Origin of the sequence: Allobosea sp. (assembly GCF_017308015.1) — a bacterium.
Classification (GTDB): Bacteria; Pseudomonadota; Alphaproteobacteria; order Rhizobiales; family Beijerinckiaceae; genus Allobosea.
The window spans coordinates 1-22,604 of record NZ_JAFKFW010000043.1 but is presented as its reverse complement, the minus strand read 5'-3'; the positions used below and the strand labels follow the sequence as shown (position 1 = coordinate 22,604).

At 64.6% G+C, this 22,604-nt stretch carries 23 protein-coding genes; 13 read left to right on the top strand and 10 right to left on the bottom strand.

The window, feature by feature from the left end:
- Positions 1–108 precede the first annotated feature (108 nt).
- From leuS to holA, 3 genes are read left to right on the top strand one after another with little or no spacing between them, the layout of a single operon-like run.
- Positions 109–2,733: a leucine--tRNA ligase gene (leuS, locus tag J0I42_RS23150; protein ID WP_291658456.1), complete on the top strand. Its 2,625-nt coding sequence runs from the start codon at positions 109–111 to the stop codon at positions 2,731–2,733.
- Complete coding sequence (gene lptE / locus J0I42_RS23145; protein ID WP_291658454.1) at positions 2,720–3,253, top strand: LPS assembly lipoprotein LptE; 534 nt, start codon at positions 2,720–2,722, stop codon at positions 3,251–3,253. Before leuS ends, lptE begins: the two co-directional genes overlap by 14 nt.
- Before the next feature lie 6 nt (positions 3,254–3,259).
- Complete coding sequence (holA, locus tag J0I42_RS23140) at positions 3,260–4,288, top strand: DNA polymerase III subunit delta (protein WP_291658453.1); 1,029 nt, start codon at positions 3,260–3,262, stop codon at positions 4,286–4,288.
- A gap of 1 nt (position 4,289) precedes the next feature.
- Here holA and J0I42_RS23135 read toward each other — a convergent pair whose 3' ends face one another.
- From J0I42_RS23135 to hemE, 8 genes are all read right to left on the bottom strand, one after another.
- Positions 4,290–5,171 (bottom strand): ParB/RepB/Spo0J family partition protein, encoded by an 882-nt coding sequence (locus J0I42_RS23135; RefSeq protein ID WP_291658451.1) that lies wholly within the window; start codon positions 5,169–5,171, stop codon positions 4,290–4,292.
- A gap of 30 nt (positions 5,172–5,201) precedes the next feature.
- A complete protein-coding gene (locus J0I42_RS23130; RefSeq protein WP_291658449.1) occupies positions 5,202–6,032 on the bottom strand; it encodes a ParA family protein in 831 nt (276 codons plus the stop codon).
- Positions 6,029–6,676, bottom strand: coding sequence for a 16S rRNA (guanine(527)-N(7))-methyltransferase RsmG (gene rsmG / locus J0I42_RS23125; protein ID WP_291658447.1), 648 nt, complete (start codon positions 6,674–6,676; stop codon positions 6,029–6,031). The genes J0I42_RS23130 and rsmG overlap by 4 nt, the downstream gene beginning before the upstream one ends.
- Positions 6,673–8,559: a tRNA uridine-5-carboxymethylaminomethyl(34) synthesis enzyme MnmG gene (gene mnmG, locus J0I42_RS23120; protein WP_291658446.1), complete on the bottom strand. Its 1,887-nt coding sequence runs from the start codon at positions 8,557–8,559 to the stop codon at positions 6,673–6,675. The genes rsmG and mnmG overlap by 4 nt, the downstream gene beginning before the upstream one ends.
- 65 nt (positions 8,560–8,624) lie before the next feature.
- Complete coding sequence (gene mnmE / locus J0I42_RS23115; RefSeq protein ID WP_291658444.1) at positions 8,625–9,935, bottom strand: tRNA uridine-5-carboxymethylaminomethyl(34) synthesis GTPase MnmE; 1,311 nt, start codon at positions 9,933–9,935, stop codon at positions 8,625–8,627.
- Between the two features lie 611 nt (positions 9,936–10,546).
- Positions 10,547–11,812 (bottom strand): transcription termination factor Rho, encoded by a 1,266-nt coding sequence (rho, locus tag J0I42_RS23110; protein ID WP_257735420.1) that lies wholly within the window; start codon positions 11,810–11,812, stop codon positions 10,547–10,549.
- Positions 11,813–12,037: 225 nt separating this feature from the next.
- Positions 12,038–12,460 carry a protoporphyrinogen oxidase HemJ gene (gene hemJ, locus J0I42_RS23105; RefSeq protein WP_291658443.1) on the bottom strand — a complete coding sequence of 141 codons (423 nt, stop codon included), beginning with the start codon at positions 12,458–12,460 and terminating at the stop codon, positions 12,038–12,040.
- An 11-nt stretch (positions 12,461–12,471) separates the two neighbouring features.
- Positions 12,472–13,506 carry a uroporphyrinogen decarboxylase gene (hemE, locus tag J0I42_RS23100; protein ID WP_291658441.1) on the bottom strand — a complete coding sequence of 345 codons (1,035 nt, stop codon included), beginning with the start codon at positions 13,504–13,506 and terminating at the stop codon, positions 12,472–12,474.
- A gap of 488 nt (positions 13,507–13,994) precedes the next feature.
- Here hemE and J0I42_RS23095 point away from each other — a divergent pair, with 488 nt between their 5' ends.
- The 5 genes from J0I42_RS23095 to dnaQ are packed head-to-tail and all read left to right on the top strand — an operon-like array spanning position 13,995 to position 17,646.
- Positions 13,995–14,825 (top strand): pyruvate, water dikinase regulatory protein, encoded by an 831-nt coding sequence (locus J0I42_RS23095; RefSeq protein WP_291658439.1) that lies wholly within the window; start codon positions 13,995–13,997, stop codon positions 14,823–14,825.
- Positions 14,822–15,448 (top strand): Maf family protein, encoded by a 627-nt coding sequence (locus J0I42_RS23090; RefSeq protein ID WP_291658438.1) that lies wholly within the window; start codon positions 14,822–14,824, stop codon positions 15,446–15,448. Before J0I42_RS23095 ends, J0I42_RS23090 begins: the two co-directional genes overlap by 4 nt.
- Positions 15,449–15,460: 12 nt before the next feature.
- A complete protein-coding gene (locus tag J0I42_RS23085) occupies positions 15,461–16,294 on the top strand; it encodes a shikimate dehydrogenase (protein ID WP_291658436.1) in 834 nt (277 codons plus the stop codon).
- 16 nt (positions 16,295–16,310) lie between these two features.
- Positions 16,311–16,925 carry a dephospho-CoA kinase gene (gene coaE, locus J0I42_RS23080; RefSeq protein WP_291658434.1) on the top strand — a complete coding sequence of 205 codons (615 nt, stop codon included), beginning with the start codon at positions 16,311–16,313 and terminating at the stop codon, positions 16,923–16,925.
- 4 nt (positions 16,926–16,929) lie between these two features.
- On the top strand, positions 16,930–17,646 hold the full coding sequence (dnaQ, locus tag J0I42_RS23075; protein WP_291658433.1) for a DNA polymerase III subunit epsilon: 717 nt from the start codon (positions 16,930–16,932) through the stop codon (positions 17,644–17,646).
- A gap of 27 nt (positions 17,647–17,673) precedes the next feature.
- On the opposite strand, the gene J0I42_RS23070 is transcribed toward dnaQ, so the two are convergent.
- The gene (locus J0I42_RS23070) at positions 17,674–18,408 is read right to left on the bottom strand and encodes a TerC family protein (RefSeq protein WP_291658431.1); all 735 of its coding nucleotides are present in this window, start codon (positions 18,406–18,408) and stop codon (positions 17,674–17,676) included.
- Between the two features lie 171 nt (positions 18,409–18,579).
- Entirely contained in the window at positions 18,580–19,074 is a 495-nt protein-coding gene (gene secB / locus J0I42_RS23065) for a protein-export chaperone SecB (protein ID WP_291658429.1), read from the bottom strand.
- 245 nt (positions 19,075–19,319) lie between these two features.
- Between secB and J0I42_RS23060 the strand changes: the two genes are divergently transcribed.
- From J0I42_RS23060 to J0I42_RS23040, 5 genes are all read left to right on the top strand, one after another.
- Entirely contained in the window at positions 19,320–20,045 is a 726-nt protein-coding gene (locus tag J0I42_RS23060) for a Tim44/TimA family putative adaptor protein (protein ID WP_291658427.1), read from the top strand.
- Positions 20,042–21,211, top strand: coding sequence for a murein transglycosylase A (gene mltA, locus J0I42_RS23055; protein ID WP_291658424.1), 1,170 nt, complete (start codon positions 20,042–20,044; stop codon positions 21,209–21,211). The genes J0I42_RS23060 and mltA overlap by 4 nt, the downstream gene beginning before the upstream one ends.
- Before the next feature lies 1 nt (position 21,212).
- Positions 21,213–21,776: a Smr/MutS family protein gene (locus J0I42_RS23050; protein ID WP_291658422.1), complete on the top strand. Its 564-nt coding sequence runs from the start codon at positions 21,213–21,215 to the stop codon at positions 21,774–21,776.
- Positions 21,773–22,147 (top strand): helix-turn-helix domain-containing protein, encoded by a 375-nt coding sequence (locus J0I42_RS23045; protein WP_291658420.1) that lies wholly within the window; start codon positions 21,773–21,775, stop codon positions 22,145–22,147. Before J0I42_RS23050 ends, J0I42_RS23045 begins: the two co-directional genes overlap by 4 nt.
- Before the next feature lie 95 nt (positions 22,148–22,242).
- Positions 22,243–22,604 (top strand): PfkB family carbohydrate kinase (locus J0I42_RS23040; protein WP_291658418.1); only part of this gene is annotated, 362 nt, incomplete at its 3' end.

Below are 22,604 nucleotides of genomic sequence, written 5' to 3'. Positions count from 1 at the left end.
GGTTGCAAGATTCCGACATCCGGTTTTTGCATTCTGCCCTTGCGCCGGCCTGCCTCCGGGAGCCGGCGAACCGCCAAGAATCGTCCGCTCAGAGAATTGCCCGCTGACATGGCCGTCGAACGCTACAATCCGAAAGAGTCCGAGCCGAAATGGCGCACCGTCTGGGAAGAGCGCAAGCTTTTCGAGACCAGGAACGACGATACGAGGCCGAGCTACTATGTCCTCGAGATGTTCCCCTACCCGTCGGGGCGCATCCATATGGGCCATGTTCGCAACTACGCGATGGGCGACGTCGTCGCTCGCTACAAGCGCGCCAAAGGTTTCGCGGTGCTGCACCCGATGGGCTGGGATGCGTTCGGCCTGCCGGCCGAGAACGCGGCCAAGCAGAAGAAGGTCCATCCGCGCGAATGGACCTATGAGAACATCGCGACGATGCGCAAGCAGCTCAAGTCGATGGGCCTGTCGCTGGATTGGAGCCGCGAGCTCGCGACCTGTGACCCCAGCTATTATCGCCACCAGCAGAAGATGTTCCTCGACTTCCTGAAGGCCGGGCTGGTCGATCGCAAGACCGCCAAGGTCAACTGGGACCCTGTCGACGAGACCGTGCTGGCCAACGAGCAGGTTATCGACGGCCGCGGCTGGCGTTCCGGCGCGCCGGTCGAACTCCGCGAGCTGACTCAGTGGTTCTTCAGGATTAGCGAATACGGTCAGGAGCTCGATGACGCTCTGGAAGGGCTGACCCGCTGGCCCGAAAAGGTCCGGCTGATGCAGAAGAACTGGATTGGCCGCTCGGAAGGGCTGCTGGTCCGTTTCGCCCTCGAATCGAATGGAGCCGGGCAGGATGAGGTCGAGGTCTACACGACCCGGCCGGACACCCTGTTCGGCGCGAAATTCGTCGCCGTCGCGCCCGATCACCCGATCGCCAAGTCGATCGCGGCAAAGAGCCCGTCGCTGCAGGCCTTCATCGACGAGTGCAAGCGTATCGGCACCGCGCAGGAAGCCATCGACAAGGCCGAGAAGCTCGGCTTCGACACCGGTCTGCGCGCCGTGCACCCGTTCGATCCGAACTGGACGCTGCCGGTCTATGTCGCGAATTTCGTCCTGATGGAATACGGCACAGGCGCCATCTTCGGCTGCCCGGCGCATGACCAGCGCGACCTCGACTTCGTCAACAAATACGGCCTCGGCAATGTCCCGGTCGTCGCGCCGGAAGGCGCCGATCCCGCGAGCTTCATCGTCACCGACACCGCGTATGACGGCGACGGCCGTATGATCAATTCCCGCTTCCTCGATGGTATGACCATTGCGGAAGCAAAAGAGGAGGTTGCACGCCGGCTCGAAAGGGAAACCCGCGGCAACCGCCCGGTCGGCCAGCGCAAGGTCAATTTCCGCCTGCGCGACTGGGGCATCTCGCGCCAGCGCTACTGGGGCTGCCCGATCCCGGTCGTCCACTGTTCCGCTTGCGGAACGGTACCGGTCCCCGATGCCGATCTGCCTGTCCAGCTACCGGATGACGTCTCCTTCGAGAAGCCGGGCAATCCGCTCGACCACCATCCGACCTGGAAGCACGTCGCCTGCCCGCGATGCGGGAAGGATGCCCGTCGCGAGACGGATACGATGGACACCTTCGTCGATTCGTCCTGGTATTTCGCCCGTTTCACCGATCCCTGGCGGACGGAGAGCCCGACCGACCGCAAGGCAGTCGATCGCTTCCTGCCGGTCGACCAGTATATCGGCGGCGTCGAGCATGCGATCCTGCACCTGCTCTATTCGCGCTTCTTCACCCGCGCGATGAAGAAGACCGGCCATGCCGGGCTCGACGAGCCCTTCGCCGGCCTCTTCACCCAGGGCATGGTCGTGCATGAGACCTATCGCGCCGCCAATGGCGACTGGGTCGAACCCGGCAATGTCCGCATCGAGGTCTCCGGGAACGACCGGCGCGGCTTCGATGTCGATACTGGTGCTCCGATCGAGATCGGCTCGATCGAGAAGATGTCGAAATCCAAGAAGAACGTCGTGGACCCCGACGACATCATCGCGTCCTACGGTGCAGACACCGCGCGCTGGTTCATGCTCTCCGATTCGCCGCCCGATCGCGACGTCATCTGGACCGACGAAGGCGTGCAGGGTGCCGCCCGCTTCGTGCAGCGTCTCTGGCGCATGGTCGCGGAGATCGCGGAGCGCACCGAAAGCGGGGCCGCGAAGCCCGCCGAGATCGGCGACGCCGCCCTGGCACTGCGGAAGGCGAGCCATCGCGCACTCGACGCGGTCGGAGCCGACATCGAACGTCTCGGCTTCAACCGTTGCGTCGCCCACATCTACACACTGACCAATGCCATCGGTAAGGCGCTCGACGGCGCGGCCGAGAAGCCCGAACTCGATACCGATATTGCCTTCGCGCTCCTTGAGGCTGCCACGATCGTCACCCAGCTTGTGGCACCGATGATGCCGCATCTGGCCGAGGAGTGCTGGCACGCGCTCCGCCAGCCGGGTCTCGCCGGGGAGGCGTCGTGGCCGGAAGTCGACCCTGCGCTGCTGAAGGACAACAGCATCACGCTGCCCGTCCAGCTCAACGGCAAGAAGCGCGCGGAAGTGACCGTGGCTGCCGATGCGGATATGCTGGCCGTGGAAGCAGTCGTACGCGCCAGCGAGGCCGTTCAGCGGGCGCTTGAAGGGCGCGCGATCCGCAAGATCATCGTCGTTCCCGGGAGAATCGTGAATGTCGTCGTCTGAAGCCGCTCGCCCCCGCCGCAGCCTGCTGGCGGCCATGCTGACGATCGCAGCCCTTGCCGGCGGCTGTTTCCAGCCCCTTTATTCGGACTACACCGCCAGCACGGTCGGCGGCAGCGTCAAGACGGCGCTGCGAGGCATCGAAATCCCCGAGATCAAGGGCCTGATCGGTCATTACTTCCGTAACGAGCTCGTCTACGAGCTCGACGGCAGCGGCGAGCCGGACGCTAGCAAGACCCTGAAACTGGAAGCGGTGACCGGAGAATCGGTCGAAATCGTCACGGTGGACTATGCCAATGGCCGCGCCGATTCCGCCGTGCTCGTAGCGACGGTTACATGGAAGCTGACCCGTAAAGGCGGGAACGAGGTCGTTTCCTCCGGCACGAATTCCGTCCGCGTTCCCTATGAGCGGTCGTCGCAGCGCTTTGCGACCGTCCGTGCGGCGCGCGATGCGCAGGTTCGCGCAGCCAAGAACCTCGCCGCCATCGTCCGGGGCCAGATCGCCGCCGATCTCGTGTCCTGACCGGCTATGGTGGCGATCAAGGCGCACGAGGCCGAACGGACCCTCGCACGGCTCGATCCCGCCTGGCGGCTGATCCTGATCTACGGCCCCGACGCCGGCCTCGTTTCGGAGAGGGCGACGGGGTTGGCCCGCGCCAGCGTCGACGATCCACAGGACGCCTTCCAGCTCGTCCGCATGGATGGCGACGCCATCGCGTCCGACCCGCTGAAGCTCGCAGACGAGGCCAACACGATCGGCCTCTTCGGCGGCCGCCGCGCGATCCGGGTATCACCGACTTCAAAGCCTCTCCTCGCCGCCCTCCAACCGCTGCTGACCACGCCGTCGCAGGATGCGCTCGTCATCGTCGAGGCCGGTGATCTCCAGCGCAGCAACCCGATCCGCACCGCCTGCGAGAAAGCGAAGACGGCGCTTGCCGTGCCCTGCTATGGCGATGCCACACGCGATCTCGGCTCGATCATCGATGAGATGGTCCGCAGTGCCGGCAAGTCGATCGACCGCGTAACGCGCGATCACCTCGCCGGTCTCCTCGGCGGCGACCGACAGACGTCGCGGCGCGAGATCGAGAAACTGCTGCTTTATGTCGGGACCGACCCCGCTGTTCAGATCGAGCATGTCGATGCAGTCGTCGGCGACACCGCCCAGCGCGAGCAGGCCATGCTGGTCGACGCGGTCTTTGCCGGAAAACTGCCGGTACTCGACCTCGCCCAGGCCAAGCTGAGCAGCGAGGGGCTGGACCCCGGCGTGATGCTCGGCGCCGTGCTGCGTCAGGCACTGACGCTGCTGAAGGCGCGGCAGAGTATTGATGCCGGCAAGGGGCTCCGTGATGTCGTCGCGACGATGCGCCTGCCCTATCCGCGCATCGCGACCACGGAAGCCGCGTTGAATGCCTGGTCCAGCACCAAACTGAGCGAGGCCGTCGGCCTGCTGGGAAATGCGGTGCTGGCGACGCGGCAGAATGCCGATATGGGCCGGGCCATCGCGACCCGCGCGCTCTGGACCCTCGCGCGGCTCGGCCGCGCAAGCCGCTCTGAGTAGTTCAGGACTTCAGTCGGTGACAGAGCGCGTCGAGCTGATCGAGCGTCTTGTAGCCGATCTTGACCTCGCCGGAGCCGTTCGCGCGATGTCCGATCGAGACCGACAGGCCCAGGGCCTCTTCAAGTGCCTTCTCAAGCGCTCGCGTATCCGGGTCCTTCACGGTCTTCGGCTTGCTCGGCACGGCGCTTCTGGTCTCGCCGCGCGCCTCTTCCTGCACGATGCGCTCGATATCGCGCACGCTCAGACCATCGTCGATGATCTTCTGGGCCATGAATTCCGGGTCCGAAACGGACAGCAGCGCGCGGGCATGACCGGCTGAAACTGCACCTTCGCTGACCAGCTTGCGTACCGGCTCCGGCAGCTTCGACAGCCGCAGCGTATTGGCGACATGGCTCCGGCTCTTGCCGATGACACGCGCCAGATCGTTCTGGGTATAGCCGAATTCAGCGATCAACCGTTCGTAGCCGGCCGCCTCCTCGATCGCATTGAGATCCGTGCGCTGCACGTTCTCGACGATGGCGATCTCCAGCGCCTCCCGATCATCGGCCTCGACCAGAAGAACCGGAACGTCGTGCAATTCGGCGCGCTGGGCAGCCCGCCAGCGCCGCTCACCGGCGATGATTTCGTAGGCATCCATCATTCCGGGAATGGAACGAACAATGATCGGCTGAAGGATGCCGCGTTCGCGGATCGAGGTGGTCAGATCCTCGAGGTCCTCCTCGACGAAATTGCGGCGCGGATTGCGGGCGCTCGGCCGCAGGAACTCGACGGGAACGCGGCGCTGCCCGCGAGCCCGCTCGATCGCGCCGATCTCGTCACCGACATCGCCGATCAGCGCCGCCAGACCGCGGCCCAGGCGGGAACGCCCCTGTTCTTCGGCCATTGTCATCCTCATCAACTTCTAGTTCTAGGTTCAGGCTGCTGCCCGCAGGGCGCGCTCGCGTTTGATCACTTCCGAAGCCAGCCGCAGATAGGCTTGCGAGCCCGAGCAACGCAGATCATAGAGCAGCGCCGGCTTGCCGTAGGACGGCGCCTCGGAAATCCGCACGTTACGGGGAATCACGGTCTCGTAGACCTTGTCGCCGAGGAAGCTCTTCACATCCGCCATCACCTGGCCGGAGAGGTTGTTGCGCGGATCGAACATCGTCAGCACGACGCCCTGAATGATCAGGCGTGGATTGAGGCCCGCCTTGACTTGCTCCACCGTCTTCAGGAGCTGGCTGAGACCTTCCAGCGCGAAGAACTCGCATTGCAGTGGCACCAGTACCGCATCTGCTGCGGTCATAGCATTGATCGTGATCAGGCTGAGCGAAGGCGGGCAGTCGATCAGGATATAGGTCAGATCCTGACAGCGCTGATCGTAGACCAGTTCGTCGATGGCGTTCTTCAGGCGATGCGCGCGATCCTTGGCCGAGGCGATTTCCAGCTCGACGCCGAGCAGGTCGAGCGTCGAGGGCGCCAGAGACAGGCCGGGAACCGCCGTCGGCTGCAGGGCCTGCCCCAGGCCAACATCGCCACAAAGCACGTCATAGGTCGAGGATTTGCGGTTGCGACGATCGACGCCGAGGCCCGTCGAAGCATTGCCCTGCGGGTCCAGGTCGACGATCAGAACCTTTTCGCCAATCGCCGCCAGGGCCGTGCCGAGATTGATCGCCGTCGTCGTCTTGCCGACGCCGCCTTTCTGATTGGCAAGCGCGATCACGCGCGGGCGGCGCGGCGTCGTCACGGATGTGAGCTCAGTCATGGATCGGCTCGTCTCTCCGCCGAGCGTACCATCAGGATTCGCGCGGCATCATCAGTCACGGAGGAAACCGTTGTCGCCTGAATCTTCCAATATCTGGCCGAGTCGGTCAATTCCGCATCTAGATGTTGTCCCTTGGGAAAGAGCCCAAGCGTGCCGGTTCTCAACAGCTCTTCGCACCAATCGAGCAGTTGGGGCAGGGAAGCGAGCGCACGGGCCGTCACGACATCGACCTTGCCGGTGAAATCGCCGATCACATCTTCGATACGAGCCGCATGAACTTTGACCGGAGCACCGGTAATGCGGGCCGCATGGCGCAGAAACGCGCATTTCCGGCCATTGCTCTCGACCAGGTCGATCTGTCCCTTACCCTGCTCGGCCAGGCAGATGCCGATCACCAATCCCGGAAAACCGCCACCGGAACCCAGATCAAGCCAGCGCTCGCGCCCCTCGGCCAGCCGGAAAATCTGCAGGGAATCCGCGATATGGCGCGTCCAGACCTCGGCGAGCGTCGCCGAGGAGACAAGGTTTTTCGCCGCCTGCCAGCGTCCGAGCTCCGTGACCAGCAGGGCGAGGCGCTCCTCTGTTTCACGTGAAACAGGCGTCAAGCTCAAAGCGCGCTGGCGGTCGTTTTTATCAACAGTCACGTCGACCCTGTGGATAATGCCGCGGTGCGGGCCTTCCGGGCATGTGCCGCCAGCAGCGTCAGCGCCGCCGGCGTCATGCCCTCGATCCGTCCGGCCTGGGCCAGATCGGCTGGACGCTGAGCCGCCAGCTTGAGCTTCAATTCGTTCGACAGACCGGAGATCGCGTCGAGGTCGAGATCGGCCGGTACCTTCAGGGATTGATCGCGGCGATAGGCCTGGATCTCCGCTGCCTGCCGATCGAGATAGACCGAATAGACCGCATCCGCAGTCACGCGCGCCACGACTGGAGCGGCATACGCGTTCAGCTCCGGCCAAACCGAAGCTACCTGTGTGAATGTGACATCCGGATAGGACAGGATCTGGTAGGCGCTGCGGCGAAGCCCATCCCGATTGAGTTGCAGGCCGAAGCCCTGTGCCTGCTGCGGCGTCAGCGAGAGGCTTCTCAACTTATCTCGTAGAGAGGAGATATCCCGATTGCGGGTCTCAAATGCCGCCCGGCGTGTCGAACTGACGATACCAAGTTGCAAGCCCAGCGGCGTCAACCGCTCATCGGCATTGTCCACGCGCAAGGACAAGCGAAACTCCGCCCGTGACGTGAACATTCGATACGGTTCCGTAACACCATGGGTCACAAGATCATCGACGAGAACACCGATATAGGACTGGGTGCGGTCGAAGACGGCCGGGTTCGCTCCTCCCGCCATGCGCGCCGCATTCAAGCCGGCGAGCAGGCCTTGCGCGCTTGCCTCCTCGTAGCCCGTGGTGCCGTTGATCTGCCCAGCCAGGAACAGCCCGGCCAGAGCGCGTGTCTCCAGGGTATTTTTCAGCGCGCGCGGGTCGACGAAATCATACTCGATCGCGTAGCCCGGCCGAAGCATGGCCGCCCGCTCCAGGCCTGGGATCGTCTTCAGCAGGCCGAGCTGGACATCCTCGGGCAAAGAGGTCGAGATGCCATTCGGATAGACCGTATCGTCATCGAGCCCCTCCGGTTCCAGAAAGACCTGATGGCCGTCTCGATCACCGAAGCGCCCGACCTTGTCCTCGATCGAAGGGCAGTAGCGAGGTCCGCGTCCTTCGATCTGCCCGGAGAACATCGGCGCGCGATGCAGGTTGGCCCGGATCAGATCATGGCTCGCGAGCGTCGTGCGCGTGATTCCACAGGAGATCTGCGGGTTGGCGATTGCGGGAGTCAGCGCCGAAAAGGGCTCAGGCGGCTCATCACCCGGCTGCATCTCAAGCCCCGCCCAGTCGATACTGCGACCGTCGAGCCGTGGCGGCGTTCCGGTCTTGAGCCGACCGAGCGGGAAGCCATGACGCTCCAATGTCGCGGAAAGCCCGAGGGAAGGGGCCTCGTCGACGCGGCCGGCGGGAATGCGCTTCTCTCCGATATGGATCAGGCCGCGCAGGAAGGTGCCAGTCGTCAGCACAACCGTTCCGGCAGCGAATCGACGTCCGTCTGCCAGAACTACCCCGGTAACACGGCCGGCTTCGACCGACAGATCGAAAACCTCGCCGGTAACGATATCGAGGTTGGATTGGGCTGCCAGCAGGTTCTGGACGGCTTGACGATAGAGCTTTCGATCTGCCTGGGCTCTCGGCCCCCGCACCGCCGGACCCTTCCGGCGATTGAGCATGCGGAACTGGATACCGCCCAGATCGGCGGCTCGAGCCATGATACCGTCGAGCGCGTCGATCTCGCGAACGAGATGACCCTTACCAAGCCCGCCGATGGCAGGATTGCACGACATCACGCCGATTGTTTCCGGCTTGTGCGTGACGAGCGCCGTACAGGCGCCATAGCGTGCCGCTGACGCGGCGGCCTCGGCTCCGGCATGGCCGCCGCCGACGACGATCACGTCGTAATGCTGCCGATGAGTTGACATGCGGTTTCGCTAGCGAAGCTCGACGGGCGGGTCAACGAAAACTCCCCACACAGGCCGTGCCAGCGTCATTTTCCGATGCAGAATCCCGCAAAAAGCCGGTCGAGCACATCCTCGACGTCGATACGACCAACCAGGCGTTCCAGAGCGAGCACGGCAAGGCGGATATCCTCGGAGAGCAATTCCCCTTGTCCATGCTGCGCTGTAACGGCTCGCTCGAGTGCCGCGATCGCATCAGCGACGGCAATCCGGTGTCGCTCCCGCGTCAGAAGAGCCGACCCTCCGGAACCAAGCCCTTGCAGCCGCCCGACGATACACGCAAGCAGCTCGGCCAGGCCATCACCGGTCTCGACGGAAATTGCCTGCTCGCCTGGCAGAACATCTCCGGGCAGATCGGATTTCGTTGCAACTGCGAGCTGATTCGCTTGATTCTCGATTCGATACGGAGCCGAATCGATAGCGCGTAAGCTGAGGACGAGATCCGCGCGCTCGACCAGCGCTCGAGCACGCCTGACACCTTCCGCCTCGATGGGGTCGTCGCTATCGCGAAGACCCGCGGTATCGATCAGGATGACGGGGATCCCGGCGAGATCGAGCCTGACTTCCAGGATATCGCGCGTCGTTCCAGCGATCGGCGAGACGATCGCGACATCGCGACGGGCGAGCGCATTCAGCAGGCTCGACTTGCCCGCATTGGGCGGGCCGGCCAGCACGACGACAAATCCCTCGCGGATGCGCTCGCCCATGGCGAAGCTTCCCAGAGCGCTCTGCAACGACATCAGCACATTCGAAGCGAGTTCGACCGCCTGCAGCTGCAGCGGCCCGGAAACATCGCCCTCATCGGAAAAGTCGAGCTCGGCCGCCAGCAGGCTCATCGCGTCGATCAAGGTCGTACGCCATGCCAGCGTCAGTGTGCCCAACGCGCCATCCATCTGGCGTAGCGCCTGCTGGCGCTGCCATTCCGTCTCCGAATCGATCAGGTCCGCCAGGCCCTCGACGGCAGCGAGATCGAGCTTGCCGGCTTCGAAGGCCCGACGGGTGAATTCACCGGCTTCCGCTAGCCGGACACCTGGCAACGCAGTGAGGACCGCAACCAGCCGTGCCAGGATCGCTCGCGAACCATGGACATGAAATTCGACGACATCATCCCCGGTAAAGCTAGCCGGAGCGGCGAAGAACAGGACGAGAGCCCGATCGATGGCAGCCCCTTCCGCATCGACGAGCTTGCGTAAAGTCGCGACGCGAGGCGGCGGAATTGGTCCCGCAACCGTTTCGAGAACGAATCGGACGCGTGGCCCGGAAACTCTGACCACCGCTACGCCTGCTTTGCCGGGTGCCGAGGACAAAGCCACGATTGTCGTATGGGCGTGCTGAACCATTGCTGCTGCCGGGTGCCGCGGAAGCGGCTTCTTGGACGAGCTTCCGCCGAACATCAAGCTCCGGACGGGAAGGGTGCTTGTCTAGCCGATCGATCCGGGGTTCCGGCTTTGCCGGAACTCTGGTGCCCAGCGCAGCGCTCGAACGGTATGACTCCGTCGAAGGTCGAAGCACTACCGGTCATACTCTCGTCGAACCAAGGTAGTGCCGCATTGGTATGACCACTGCGGCTACCTGCTTCATCGGCCCCTGGAAGCGTGAACCGCTCGGAAGCGGCCTTCGCGTAAGCAGAAGCGACGGTCGACTGCGGCAGTACCAGGCTGCGCTTTGTTTCACTGAAATGGCATGGAAGCCCGTCGGACTGGCCCCCTTGGCTTGGCGCCGATACGCGCCTTTCGCGGTATGACCGGTCTGTCTTGGCCTGCCATGAGAACACAGGGCGGCCCTGTATCAACCTGGCCGTCGTACTGTCCTCCGTCACGGCCCCGAATCGAATGCCGATATTGAGTCGAGACCGGGGTTAAGGGGCGTTCGGCCCGCGCGAAAACAATTTCGCCGCCGCACCGGTGATCGGTACGGCGGCGAATCGAAATGCCGGCGGATTCGATGACGATCAGGTGTTCATCGAATCGAAGAATTCCGAGTTTTGCTTGGTCTGGCGCAGCTTGTCGATGAGGAATTCGATCGCGTCCTGCGGACCCATCGGGTTGAGGATGCGGCGCAGGACATAGGTCTTCTGCAGGTCGGAGCGCGGCGTGATGAGCTCCTCCTTGCGGGTGCCGGACTTGAGGATGTCGATCGCCGGGAAGATGCGCTTGTCGGCCACCTTGCGGTCGAGAACGATTTCCGAGTTGCCGGTGCCCTTGAACTCTTCGAAGATCACCTCGTCCATGCGCGAGCCGGTATCGATCAGCGCCGTCGCAACGATCGTCAGCGACCCGCCTTCCTCGATATTGCGGGCCGCGCCGAAGAAGCGCTTCGGCCGCTGTAGTGCGTTGGCATCGACACCACCGGTCAGAACCTTGCCGGAGGAGGGAACCACCGTGTTGTAGGCGCGGCCGAGACGGGTGATCGAGTCCAGCAGGATCACGACGTCGCGGCCATGCTCAACCAAGCGCTTGGCCTTTTCGATCACCATCTCGGCGACCTGGACGTGGCGGGACGCCGGCTCGTCGAAGGTCGAGGAGACGACCTCGCCCTTCACCGAGCGCTGCATGTCCGTAACTTCTTCCGGGCGCTCGTCGATCAGCAGCACGATCAGATAGCACTCGGGGTGATTGCTGGTGATCGACTGGGCGATGTTCTGGAGCAGTACCGTCTTGCCCGTGCGCGGGGGCGCAACGATGAGCGCGCGCTGGCCCTTGCCGATCGGCGCAACGATGTCGATGACCCGCGGCGAGAAATCCTTCTTCGTCGGATCCTGGACCTCGAGCTTCAGGCGCTCGTCCGGATAGAGCGGCGTCAGGTTGTCGAAATGAATCTTGTGCTTGATCTTCTCCGGGTCCTCGAAATTGATCGAGTTGACCTTGAGCAGGGCAAAATAGCGTTCGCCATCCTTCGGGCCGCGGATCGGTCCCTCAACCGTATCGCCGGTGCGCAGCCCGAACTTCCGAATCTGCGACGGCGAGACGTAGATGTCGTCCGGGCCCGGCAGATAGTTCGAATCGGACGAGCGCAGGAAGCCGAAACCGTCCTGCAAAACCTCGACGACGCCTTCGCCCAGGATCTCGGTCTCGCGCGCGGCGAGCTGCTTGAGGATGGCGAACATCAGCTCCTGCTTGCGCATGGTGCTGGCATTCTCGACCTCGACTTCCTCGGCGAAGGCCAGAAGTTCGGTCGGCGACTTGCTCTTGAGCTCTTGGAGCTTGATTTCCCGCATGGGGCACCCGGATCGTGAACGCCCTGCCGAACAGCAGGGGAAGGACGGTACTGGAGTGATCGACTTATCGGTCCTGGCCGGACCTGCGCTTGGGTTGCGCGACATGGGCTGCTGCAAGGGCAGGCGGCTCACGAACAGTCGACAACAGAGGGAGGACGCTGGAGAAGCGTAGCGCCCTGATAGCGGGATTCCAGTCCAGGCTCAAGCGGGAAAGCGAACGCAGCTTCAGAACGGCTTCACGATGACGAGAATGACGATGCCGACCATGAGCACCGCAGGAATCTCGTTGAGGATGCGGAAATAGCGCGGCGACTTCACGTTACGGTCATTGGCGAAATTGCGGACATGCTTCACCAGAACCCCGTGGATGCCGGACAGGATGAAGACGAGCAGAAGCTTTCCGTGCAGCCAACCCCCTTTGAAGCCGAAAGCATCCCAGGCGAGGTAAAGGCCGAGCACCCAGGTCACGATCATCGCCGGGTTGATGATGCCCTTGAGCAGCCGCCGTTCCATGATCTTGAAAGTCTCGGACTGGATCGATCCGGTCTGCGCCTCCGCGTGATAGACCATCAACCGCGGCAGATAGAGCATGCCGGCCATCCAGGAGATGACGGCCATGACATGGAAAGCCTTGATCCACTCGTACATCGCCTGAACCCTCAGCCCCGTACCCGTTTCAACAAGCGCTCGACATGTGCGATCGGCGTGTCCGGCAGGATGCCATGGCCGAGATTGAAGATGAACGGCCTGTCACCGAATGCTGCCAGGATGGCATCGACTTCCCGCTCGAGTTCATCGCCGCCTGCGCGCAGCACCAGCGGATCGAGATGGCCTTGCACCGGAACCTTCGACTGGATCGCCTCACGGGCAAAACGCCGGTCGATATCGGTTTCCAGTCCGACGGCATCGACACCCGTCCCGGCGACATAGTCAGGAATCAGATGCCCGGCGCCGCGCGGAAATCCGATGATTCGCACCTGCGGATGCACTGCCCGCACACCCTCGACAATCCGGCGCGTCGGCGCAATGCACCAGCGCCTGAAATCCTCCGCACCAAGCGCCCCTGCCCAACTGTCGAAAATCTGGACGGCGTCGACGCCGGCGGCGATCTGCGCATTCAGATAGGCGATGGACGAAACCACGATCCGGTCGATGATCGCCTGGAAAAGCGCGGGGTCGCGCTCGAACAATGCCTTTGCCGGCCCCTGATCCGGCGTACCCCGGCCCGCAACCATATAGGTCGCGACGGTCCAGGGCGCCCCGCAGAAGCCGATGAAGCCGGTTTCGCGAGGCAGGGCAGACCGAACCCTGCGAACGGTCTCGGGAATCGAATCGAGCTTGGCCTGATCCGCAAAGCGATCGATCTCTGACAGGCGCTTCGCATCGGCCACGGGTTCCAGACGTGGCCCCTCGCCTTCCGCGAACCAGAGCTTCTGGCCGAGAGCCTGCGGAACGAGAAGAATATCCGCGAACAGAATCGCGGCATCGAACCCGAAGCGCCGGATCGGCTGAAGCGTCACTTCGGCAGCGAGCTCGGGATCATAGCAGAGCGACAGGAAGCTGCCGGCTTTGGCCCTCAGCTCGCGATATTCGGGGAGATACCGTCCAGCCTGGCGCATCAGCCAGATCGGCGGGATCGACAAGGTTTCGCCGCCGAGTACACGGATCAGGGCAGGGGTCTCGTGTGTCGTCATGCCTGACGGGCCATCCATCCCGCAATCTCTCAAATAAGATTCCTAGAGAGAATCTTTTGTTTTGACTCTTGGAGGCAGGGAGATACCCCGCCACAAATTCGTCCACAACCGATCCACAGCCACTGGGACAGCGAGTCGCGGATCGCGAGGAGCCCCGGCCACCCGTTAAAGCTTTATTAACGAATTGGAATCGGCGACCGCCTCGCCGGCTTCCAAAATGATTCACGTGAAACACTTTCTTTACCATTCACAGCCGGGCGGCTGTTGATGGTTCCGGCGGGTTATACAGAGGCACCGGCGAAGCTTCGTTTCCTGTCCACTTGTCCACACCGCTCCCCATGCCCCGGGATAACCGCGAACCCTGAGCGGCCGGACATTCCGGCCGCGCTGAAACGGGCAAGCCGAGCCGACATCAATTCGCCTTGGGGCGATTCCGGTCAGGCTCAAAGCGCGCTAGAGGATAAGAACGCTTCAGGCCGGGGGATGCCGTGGTCCGCAATTATTTCCATCTGCATCTGGTTTCCGATGCGACCGGCGAGACACTGATCGCCGTCAGCCGGGCCGCCGCCGCGCAGTATGAGGCCGTCTCGGCGATCGAGCATGTCTATCCCCTGGTTCGCTCCGAGGCGCAGCTTGCCCGCGTCCTTGCCGAGATCGAGGCTTCGCCCGGCGTCGTCCTCTACACGCTGGTCGAACCGGAATGGCAGGAGAAGCTCGAGAATTTCTGTCGGGAGCTCGGCTGCCCGTGCCTGTCGGTTCTGCAGCCCGTGCTCTCGCTGTTCCAGTCCTATCTCGGACAGGCCCAGGCGACGAAGCCCGGTGCCCAGCATGTGCTCAACACCGAATATTTCCGCCGCATCGACGCGATGAACTACACGCTGCTTCATGATGACGGCCAGATGGGCGGCGATCTCGACAATGCCGACGTCATCCTGGTCGGGATCAGCCGGACTTCCAAAACGCCGACGAGCATCTATCTCGCCAATCGCGGCATCAAGACCGCCAACATCCCGCTGGTGCCGAACATTCCGCTGCCGCCCGAACTGGAAAGCGCCAGGAAACCGTTGATCGTCGGGCTCATTGCGAGCGCCGATCGCATCGTCCAGATCCGTCAGAACAGGCTGCTGTCGCTGCGCGCCGACGACGATACCTCTTATGTCGACCCAACCGCCGTCGCCGACGAGGTCACGCAATCGCGCCGCTTGTGTGCCCGCAAGGGCTGGCCGGTAATCGATGTGACACGCCGTTCGATCGAGGAAACCGCAGCCTCGATCCTCGACCTGCTCCGCGACCACCGCATGAAGTTCATCGCGACATGACCGTTGGTTCCAGCCTCTGGCTCGCTCACGAGCCCCTGATCCTCGCCTCCGGCAGCATGACCCGACGCGACATGCTCTTGGCTGCCGGCATCCCCGTCGAGATCGTGAAACCGGAGATCGACGAACGCGCCGTCGAGGAGCCCTTGGTTGATCGCGGCGTGCCGGCGGACCAGATTGCCGCTGCGCTGGCCTGCGCCAAGGCGCTCTCTGTCTCGCGCGACCGGCCGGGCCGCTTCGTCCTCGCCGCGGATCAGACGCTCGTTTGTGACGATGTCGCCTTTCACAAGCCGGCGGATCTGGCTGCCGCGCAACGCCAGATCGGCGCGCTGTCCGGCCGCACCCACGAGCTCCACTCAGCCTTCGTCATTGCGCGAGATGGCGCGCCGCTGGTCGAAGGGCTCGAGGCAGCGAGACTGACGATGCGCCCGCTCCATACCGATTTCATTGCTCGCTACCTGGCAGCCGCCGGACCGGCGGCCTTGACCAGCGTCGGCGGTTATCAACTCGAAGGCCTCGGTGCGCAGCTTTTCGACATTGTCGAGGGCGACCATTTCACCATTCTGGGCCTGCCGCTGCTCGCGGTGCTCGCGTCGCTGCGCGATCTCGACTGTCTCGCCCGCTAACGGACTTCATCCATGTCGCCGCGCTGTTTCGTCATCGGTCATCCCATCGCACATTCGCGCTCGCCCCTGATCCATGGCGAATGGCTGCGCGAACATGGGCTTCCCGGCTCCTATGAACGGATCGATGTCGCTCCGGGCGATCTGGCGACTTTCATCGCGCGTCTGCGCGATGGAGAATTCGCTGGCGGCAATGTCACCGTGCCTCACAAAGAGGCAGTGATGAAGCTGGCCGACGAGGTCAGCGATGCCGGGCGCGCGGTCGGTGCCGTCAACACGCTCTGGCACGAAGGCAATCGGATCATCGCCGATAACAGCGACGTGCCCGGCTTCCTCGCCCATCTCGATGCGACGGTGCCGAACTGGCAGGGCAAGGTCGGCACGGCCCTCGTTCTCGGCGCCGGCGGCGCGGCGCGTGGCATCTGCTACGGCCTGAAGGCGCGCGGTGTCGCGCGCATCCTTGTCGTCAACCGCAGCCCCGAACGCGCGGCCGAACTGGTCGCCGCGCTCGGCCATCCCCTTGAAGCCGGCGATTGGGCCAAGCGCGACAGCCTCGTCGGCGAGGCCGATCTCATCGTCAACACGACGGCTTTGGGCATGCAGGGCAAGCCGCCCCTGGAGATCGATCTCGCGGCCCTGAGACCGGGAACCCTCGTCGACGACATCGTCTATGTTCCCTTGAAGACAGCGCTGCTGGCGGAAGCGGAGCGGCGTGGCGGCGTTCCCGTGGATGGCCTGGGCATGTTGCTGCACCAGGCGGTACCCGGCTTCGCCCGCTGGTTCGGCGTGACGCCGCAGGTGACGCCGGTCCTGCGCGCCCTGATCGAAGCCGATATCCTGAAGGCCTGATTCGCCGGGAGCAGTCATGACCTTCGTCCTGGGCCTGACGGGCTCGATCGGAATGGGCAAATCGACCACCGCGCAGCTCTTCGAGAAGCGCGGCGTGCCCTTGCATGATGCCGATGCGGCGGTACATCGCCTGCATCGCGGCCGGGCGGCAGCCCCGATCGAGGCTGCATTTCCTGGCACGGTCATCGATGGTGCTGTCGATCGTGCGAAGCTCGGTGCCGCCGTGCTCGGCAAGCCCGAGGCCCTGCGCCGGCTCGAAGCCGTCATTCATCCGCTGGTGCGCGAGGAGGAAGAAGCCTTCCTTGCCCGCTGCCGCCGGGAGGGTGCGGAACTCGCTGTCATCGATGTGCCGCTTCTGCTCGAAACCGGCGGAGAGACGCGCTGCGATGCTGTCCTCGTCGTGACGGCTCCTGCAGCGGTCCAGCGCCAGCGCGTCCTCGCCCGGCCCGGCATGACCGCGGAAAAGCTCGACGCCATTCTGTCGCGCCAGATGCCGGATGCGGAGAAGCGCCGCCGTGCCCATTTCCTTGTGGACACGTCGCGCGGTCTCGTGGCCGCCGAGCGGCAGGTCAGCTCTATCCTGATGGCGCTCGCCGGCCGTCCCGGGCGTGGTGCACAAGCGAGGTCCTGAAGCGATGCGCGAGATCGTTCTCGATACCGAAACCACCGGCGTCGAAGCCAATAACGGCGACCGCATCGTCGAGATCGGCTGCGTCGAGCTGCTCAATCATTGCCCCAGCGGCCGCACCTTCCACGTCTACATCAACCCCGAGCGCTCGATGCCGATCGAGGCCTTCAACGTCCACGGTCTCTCGGAAGAGTTTCTGTCGGACAAGCCGGTCTTCGCCGCGGTCGCGCAGGAATTCGCCGAGTTCATCGCCGGGGCGAAGCTGGTGATCCATAACGCCGCCTTCGACGTCGGCTTCATCAACATGGAGTTCAAGCGCCTCGGCCTGCCGCCGGTCGAACAGGGCTTCGTGGTCGACACCCTCTCGATGGCGCGCCGCAAGCATCCCGGGGCCTCGAACAGCCTCGATGCACTCTGCTCGCGCTACGGCATCGACAACAGCCGCCGCACCAAGCACGGCGCGCTGCTCGACTCCGAGATCCTGGCCGAGGTCTATATCGAGCTGATCGGCGGCAAGCAGGCTTCACTCGGCCTCGGGGTCGAGGCGGCGGCCAGTCGAGGCGGGGTCGCCATGGCGGCGGTCGAGAGGCCACAGCGTCAGCGCCCGCTGGCGCCGCGCCTCAGCGAGGAAGCACTGAAGGCACACGAAGCCTTCATTCTCGGCTCGCTCAAGGCACCGCTCTGGAAGGGCTATCTCGGCATCACGGACGACGCGGCACAGTAGTCCGCGTCGTCTCTCGCTCGGGCCGGCTTATCGAGCCCGGCGGCGCGACAGCATGTTGAGCGCCTCGATCAGGGCCGAGAAGGCCATCGCGGCGTAGATATAACCCTTCGGCACATGCGCGCCGAAGCCCTCGGCGATCAGCGTGCCGCCGATCATCAGCAGGAAGCCCAGCGCCAGCATCACGACGGTCGGGTTCTTGTCGATGAAGCGTGCCAGCGGATCGGCGGCTAGCAGCATCGTCAGAACGGCGACGAGAACGGCGATGACCATGACCGGCACATGCTCGGTCATGCCGACCGCGGTGATGATCGAGTCGATCGAGAACACCAGGTCGAGCAGCAGGATCTGGAAGATCGCGGCGCCGAAGCTCAGCGTCACAGCGCGCGTGCCGCCCTCGGCGAGGATCGATTCCGGATCGGGATCGACCTTGTGATGGATCTCCTTCGTCGCCTTCCAGACCAGGAAGAGGCCGCCCGCGATCAGGATGAGATCACGCCATGAGAAAGCCTGCCCGAAGACCGTGAAGATCGGGGCGGTGAGTTTGACGATGATGGCGACGGTACCGAGCAGGGCGAGACGCAGGATGAGCGCCAGGCCGATGCCGATCCTGCGGCCCCTGGAACGCTGATGTTCGGGCAGCTTGTTGGTCAGGATCGAGATGAAGATCAGGTTGTCGATGCCGAGCACGACCTCCATGGCGATCAGTGCTCCCAGCGCGGCCCAGACAGCGGGGTCGGCGGCAAGCGTCATCAGGTGGTCCATCGGGTCTCCATCGGATACGGAAAAGGCGGGCGTCCCTGCCGGGGCGTCCGCCGTCGATCCGGTCGAGATGGAGAGAGCTGCTTTGCTGCGCAAGGATAACAATCACCTGCAATAAACGAAGAAAGGGCCCCGCGAGGGACCCTTTCGTCATGCTTGCCGATGTGCGGCCGATCAGTTCGTCGCGGCGCCCTGCTGGCCTTCGAGCTCCTGCAGGCGCTGCTGGAAGAGCTGCGCGAAGTCGATCGGCGGCACGTAGAAGGGCGGGAAGCCGCCGTTCTGCACGGCTTCGGCGATGATCTGCCGGGCGAAGGGGAAGAGCAGGCGGGCGCAATCGATCACCAGCACGGGATGGACGTGCTCCTGCGGGATGTTCTGCAGGCGGAACACGCCGGCATAGGTCAGGTCGAAGGCGAAGAGCGTCTCGCCCTTGACCTCGGCCTTGCCTTCGAGGCGCAGCACGGTCTCGTAATCGTTGTCGCCGAGAGCGGTCGAGCCGACATTGACCTGCAGCGACATCTGCGGGCCCTGCTGGGCGTCCTGCTGGGCGAGCGAGCGCGGCGCCTTCGGGTTCTCGAACGAGAAATCCTTGGTGTACTGGATCAGGGCGTTCAGGCTCGGAGCCGCTTCGGCGTCGGCGCCATTGCCGTTGGGGAGTTCGTTGGCCATCGGTCCCATCTCGTTCTGGCAGGGTGTCTCGGGGAAATCCCGCGCCTCTGCCGGCATTCGGGACTGCGCTCCGTGCTATGGAGCGGCGCGCGCGTCGGCTATCATGGACGCCGTGCCGGCACAAGAAGTCGCCTTCACAAGCGCAGGGGTGGATGTTACGAGCCAGTCTCACCATATGTCGGTGAAGGCCCGGCGCATCGCGCAGAAGGGTCAGGTAACAACGGGGAGCCGCGGGTCAGCTTTCGATGCAGAATTCCTTCGACATGCAGACTCTGGTCTTTCTGGCCCTGGCCGTGTTCGTGGCCTGGAAGCTGCGCTCCGTCCTCGGCCAGAAGACTGGTCATGAGCAACCCAAGGATCCCTTTGCCCGCCGTGAGACGCCGCCGATGCGGCCCGATCAGCCGCAGGCGCCCGAAAAGCGCGACAATGTGATCCGCCTGCCCGGCGCCGCCAACGATCCCGTCGCGCCTGAGCTTCCGGCGGCCGAGCGCTGGAAGGATCTGGCTGCGCCGGATTCGCCCGTCAGTGCCGGCATAGAGGCCGTTATCCGCCAGGAGCCCGCCTTTGATCCGCATGATTTCGTCAGCGGGGCCAAGGCCGCCTACGAGGCGATCGTCACTGCCTTCGCCCGTGGCGATCGCAAGATGCTGAAGGGCCTCCTCGCCAAGGAAGTCTATGATGGCTTCGAGCAGGCGATCACCGAGCGCGAGAAGCGCGGCGAAAAGGCGGAATCGAATTTTGTCTCGATCGACAAGGCCGATCTCGCGGCGGTCGAGGTCAAGGGCAAGACCGCTCAGGTCACGATTGCCTTCGTCTCGCAACTGATCAGCGTCACCCGCGATGCGCAGGGTGCGGTCGTCGATGGCAGCGCCGAGCAGGTCTCGGAGGTCAGCGATATCTGGACTTTCTCGCGTCAGCTTGGCAGCCGCGATCCAAACTGGCTGCTCGTCGCCACTGAATCCGCCGCGTGAAGCGCGGCGGCGCCGGTGTCGCGCTGGCGTTTTCCGCAGCCCTGGGCCTTGCATCCGTGACCGCCATGGCTTCGCCGCCTCCGCTGCCTCAAGGAGCCCGCGCCGAGGCCCTGTCGCCCGCCGCGATTCAAGGCTGGGAGCAGGACGATCACGGCAAGGCCTTCGCCATTTTCACTCAGGGCTGCATGGCCGATCCGCCCTTGCGCCAGGGCGTGCCGCTGCCGGAGCGCTTGAGCGCTGCCTGCGACAAGGCGAAAGCCTTGCTTGCCACGGGACCGGTCGATCGGGCGCAGGCACGCTCCTTCTTCGAGCAGAATTTCTCCTTCTGGCGCATCCGGCCGGAAGGCGGCGGAACCGGCTTCACGACCGGCTATTTCGAGCCGGAATTCGAGGGCTCGCTGACGCCTTCCGCCGCTTTCCCGACGCCGCTCTACGACCGGCCGAAGGATCTCGTGACGCGCTTCTCCGAGGAAGACTGGCCCGGCCTCGACAAGACGCTCTCGGCCGCGCGCCGCACCGACAACGGGTTCGAGCCGTTCCCGGACCGCACCGCGATCGAGACGGGGGCACTCGATGGCCAGGGACTCGAGATTCTCTGGTTGCGCGACCCCGTCGATCGTTTCGTGCTGCAGGTCCAGGGCTCCGGACGTGTCCGGCTGCCGGACGGTTCGGTCACGCGGCTGAGCTATTCCGGCCGGAACGGACACCCCTATACCTCGCTCGGTCGCGAGCTCAGCCAGCGCGAGGCCATCCCGCCCGAGCAGATGACCATGGACCGGCTCATCGCCCGGCTGAAGGCCGACGCCGGTTTCGCCCGCGACCTGATCCGCCTGAACAAATCCTTCGTCTTCTTCGCCCGGCGCGACGATCTGCCGGCCGGGAGCGGCCCGATCGGGGGCGCCGGCCTGCCGCTGACCCCCATGCGCAGCATCGCGGTCGACCGCACCGCCTGGCCCTATGGCCTGCCGGTCTGGATCGACACGACGCTTCCAGACGGGACCGGCGGTGACGAGCATCTGGCTCGCCTGATGATCGCGCAGGACACCGGCTCGGCCATTCTCGGCCCTGCCCGGATGGATCTCTTCGTCGGCTCGGGTGCCGCGGCGGGGCATCGTGCGGGCCTGATCCGCCATCCCGTCGCCTTCACCGTATTGTGGCCGCGTTGAGATGCGTGCCCGGCGCGGAAAGACGCTGACGGAGGCCGATATCGCGCTCTGGCGCCAGGTCGCGCGCTCGGTGAAGCCCTTGCCGGGCCGGGCGCCGGTCGAGCCCGAACCGGTTCCGGAACAGGCGACTCCCGCGCCGACCGAAACCGCGATGCGTGCCGTTGTTGCGGCTGCGCCGTTGAAGACGGCGCCACCATCGGCTCCGCCACTGGCGCCGATCGAGCGGCGGCTGCGCACGCAGTTGCGCCGCGGCCAGCAGAGCGTCGACGCTTCCATCGATCTGCACGGCATGCGGCAGGACGAGGCGCATCTGGCGCTCCACGCTTTCCTGCGCCGCGAGCAGCGCCGTGGCTGCCGCATCGCCCTGGTGGTGACCGGCAAGGGCGCGCCGGTGCCGGCTCTTTTCGGCGACGAGCGCGGCGTCCTGCGCCGGATGGTACCGCATTGGCTGCGTCTCCCGGATCTGCGCTCGCTGGTCCTCGGTTTCGAGGAAGCGGAGCAGCGCCATGGCGGCTCCGGGGCGCTCTATGTCCGCCTGCGTCGCCTGCGGGAGCAGGGGCCGTGACCCCCTTCGGCGAGCGCGTCCGGGCCTTGCGGGAGGCGCGCGGCATGAGCCTCGCGCAAATGGCGGAAGGCCTTGGCGTCTCGCCGGCCTATCTCTCGGCACTGGAGCACGGCAAGCGCGGCCGCCCGACCTTCACGCTTGTTCAAGGTGCGATTCACCTCCTCGGAGTGATCTGGGACGAGGCCGACGAACTCGTCCGCCTCGCCGATCTTTCGCATCCACGCGTGATTATCGATACCGCTGGACTCGAACCCGAAGCGACACTCCTCGCCAACCGCCTGGCGCGCGAGATCGGCCTGCTGGAGGGAGAAGATCTGCACCGCCTCGCCACCGCCCTCGACGAGGCCGCCGCCCGGCGCGACCCAGCCTGATTCGCGATGCTTGACCGCACGGCAGGCGGATGCGACAGGGCCAGCACCTTCCCCATCGGCCGCCGCGCCGCGCCATCCGGACAGAGCAAAGAGCCATGACCCAGACCCGTACGGACGTCCTCGCCCTCGGCAATGCCATCGTCGATGTGCTGGCTTCGGCGGAGGAAGACTTCCTCATCGCCCAGAAGCTGACCAAGGGCGCGATGATGCTGATCGACGAGGACCGCGCCGAGTCGCTCTATGCCGCCATGGGCCCGGCCCGGATCATCTCCGGCGGCTCGGCCGCCAATACGATCGCCGGCCTCGCTTCCTTCGGCGGCAAGGGCGCCTTCATCGGCAAGGTCCGCGGCGACGAGCTCGGCAAGCTCTATCGCCATGACCTGACCTCGCTCGGCGTCGCTTTCGGCACGGCCGATGCGACGGAAGGGCCGGCGACGGCGCGCTCCTTCATCATTGT

Bases quoted from the DNA above. Each gene is read 5' to 3' on its own strand.
- leuS (WP_291658456.1), top strand. From the start codon at position 109: ATGGCCGTCGAACGCTACAATCCGAAAGAGTCCGAGCCGAAATGGCGC.
- lptE (WP_291658454.1), top strand. From the start codon at position 2,720: ATGTCGTCGTCTGAAGCCGCTCGCCCCCGCCGCAGCCTGCTGGCGGCC.
- holA (WP_291658453.1), top strand. From the start codon at position 3,260: ATGGTGGCGATCAAGGCGCACGAGGCCGAACGGACCCTCGCACGGCTC.
- J0I42_RS23135 (WP_291658451.1), bottom strand. From the start codon at position 5,171: ATGGCCGAAGAACAGGGGCGTTCCCGCCTGGGCCGCGGTCTGGCGGCG.
- J0I42_RS23130 (WP_291658449.1), bottom strand. From the start codon at position 6,032: ATGACTGAGCTCACATCCGTGACGACGCCGCGCCGCCCGCGCGTGATC.
- mnmG (WP_291658446.1), bottom strand. From the start codon at position 8,559: ATGTCAACTCATCGGCAGCATTACGACGTGATCGTCGTCGGCGGCGGC.
- mnmE (WP_291658444.1), bottom strand. From the start codon at position 9,935: ATGGTTCAGCACGCCCATACGACAATCGTGGCTTTGTCCTCGGCACCC.
- rho (WP_257735420.1), bottom strand. From the start codon at position 11,812: ATGCGGGAAATCAAGCTCCAAGAGCTCAAGAGCAAGTCGCCGACCGAA.
- hemJ (WP_291658443.1), bottom strand. From the start codon at position 12,460: ATGTACGAGTGGATCAAGGCTTTCCATGTCATGGCCGTCATCTCCTGG.
- hemE (WP_291658441.1), bottom strand. From the start codon at position 13,506: ATGACGACACACGAGACCCCTGCCCTGATCCGTGTACTCGGCGGCGAA.
- J0I42_RS23090 (WP_291658438.1), top strand. From the start codon at position 14,822: ATGACCGTTGGTTCCAGCCTCTGGCTCGCTCACGAGCCCCTGATCCTC.
- J0I42_RS23085 (WP_291658436.1), top strand. From the start codon at position 15,461: ATGTCGCCGCGCTGTTTCGTCATCGGTCATCCCATCGCACATTCGCGC.
- coaE (WP_291658434.1), top strand. From the start codon at position 16,311: ATGACCTTCGTCCTGGGCCTGACGGGCTCGATCGGAATGGGCAAATCG.
- dnaQ (WP_291658433.1), top strand. From the start codon at position 16,930: ATGCGCGAGATCGTTCTCGATACCGAAACCACCGGCGTCGAAGCCAAT.
- J0I42_RS23070 (WP_291658431.1), bottom strand. From the start codon at position 18,408: ATGGACCACCTGATGACGCTTGCCGCCGACCCCGCTGTCTGGGCCGCG.
- secB (WP_291658429.1), bottom strand. From the start codon at position 19,074: ATGGCCAACGAACTCCCCAACGGCAATGGCGCCGACGCCGAAGCGGCT.
- J0I42_RS23060 (WP_291658427.1), top strand. From the start codon at position 19,320: ATGCAGAATTCCTTCGACATGCAGACTCTGGTCTTTCTGGCCCTGGCC.
- J0I42_RS23050 (WP_291658422.1), top strand. From the start codon at position 21,213: ATGCGTGCCCGGCGCGGAAAGACGCTGACGGAGGCCGATATCGCGCTC.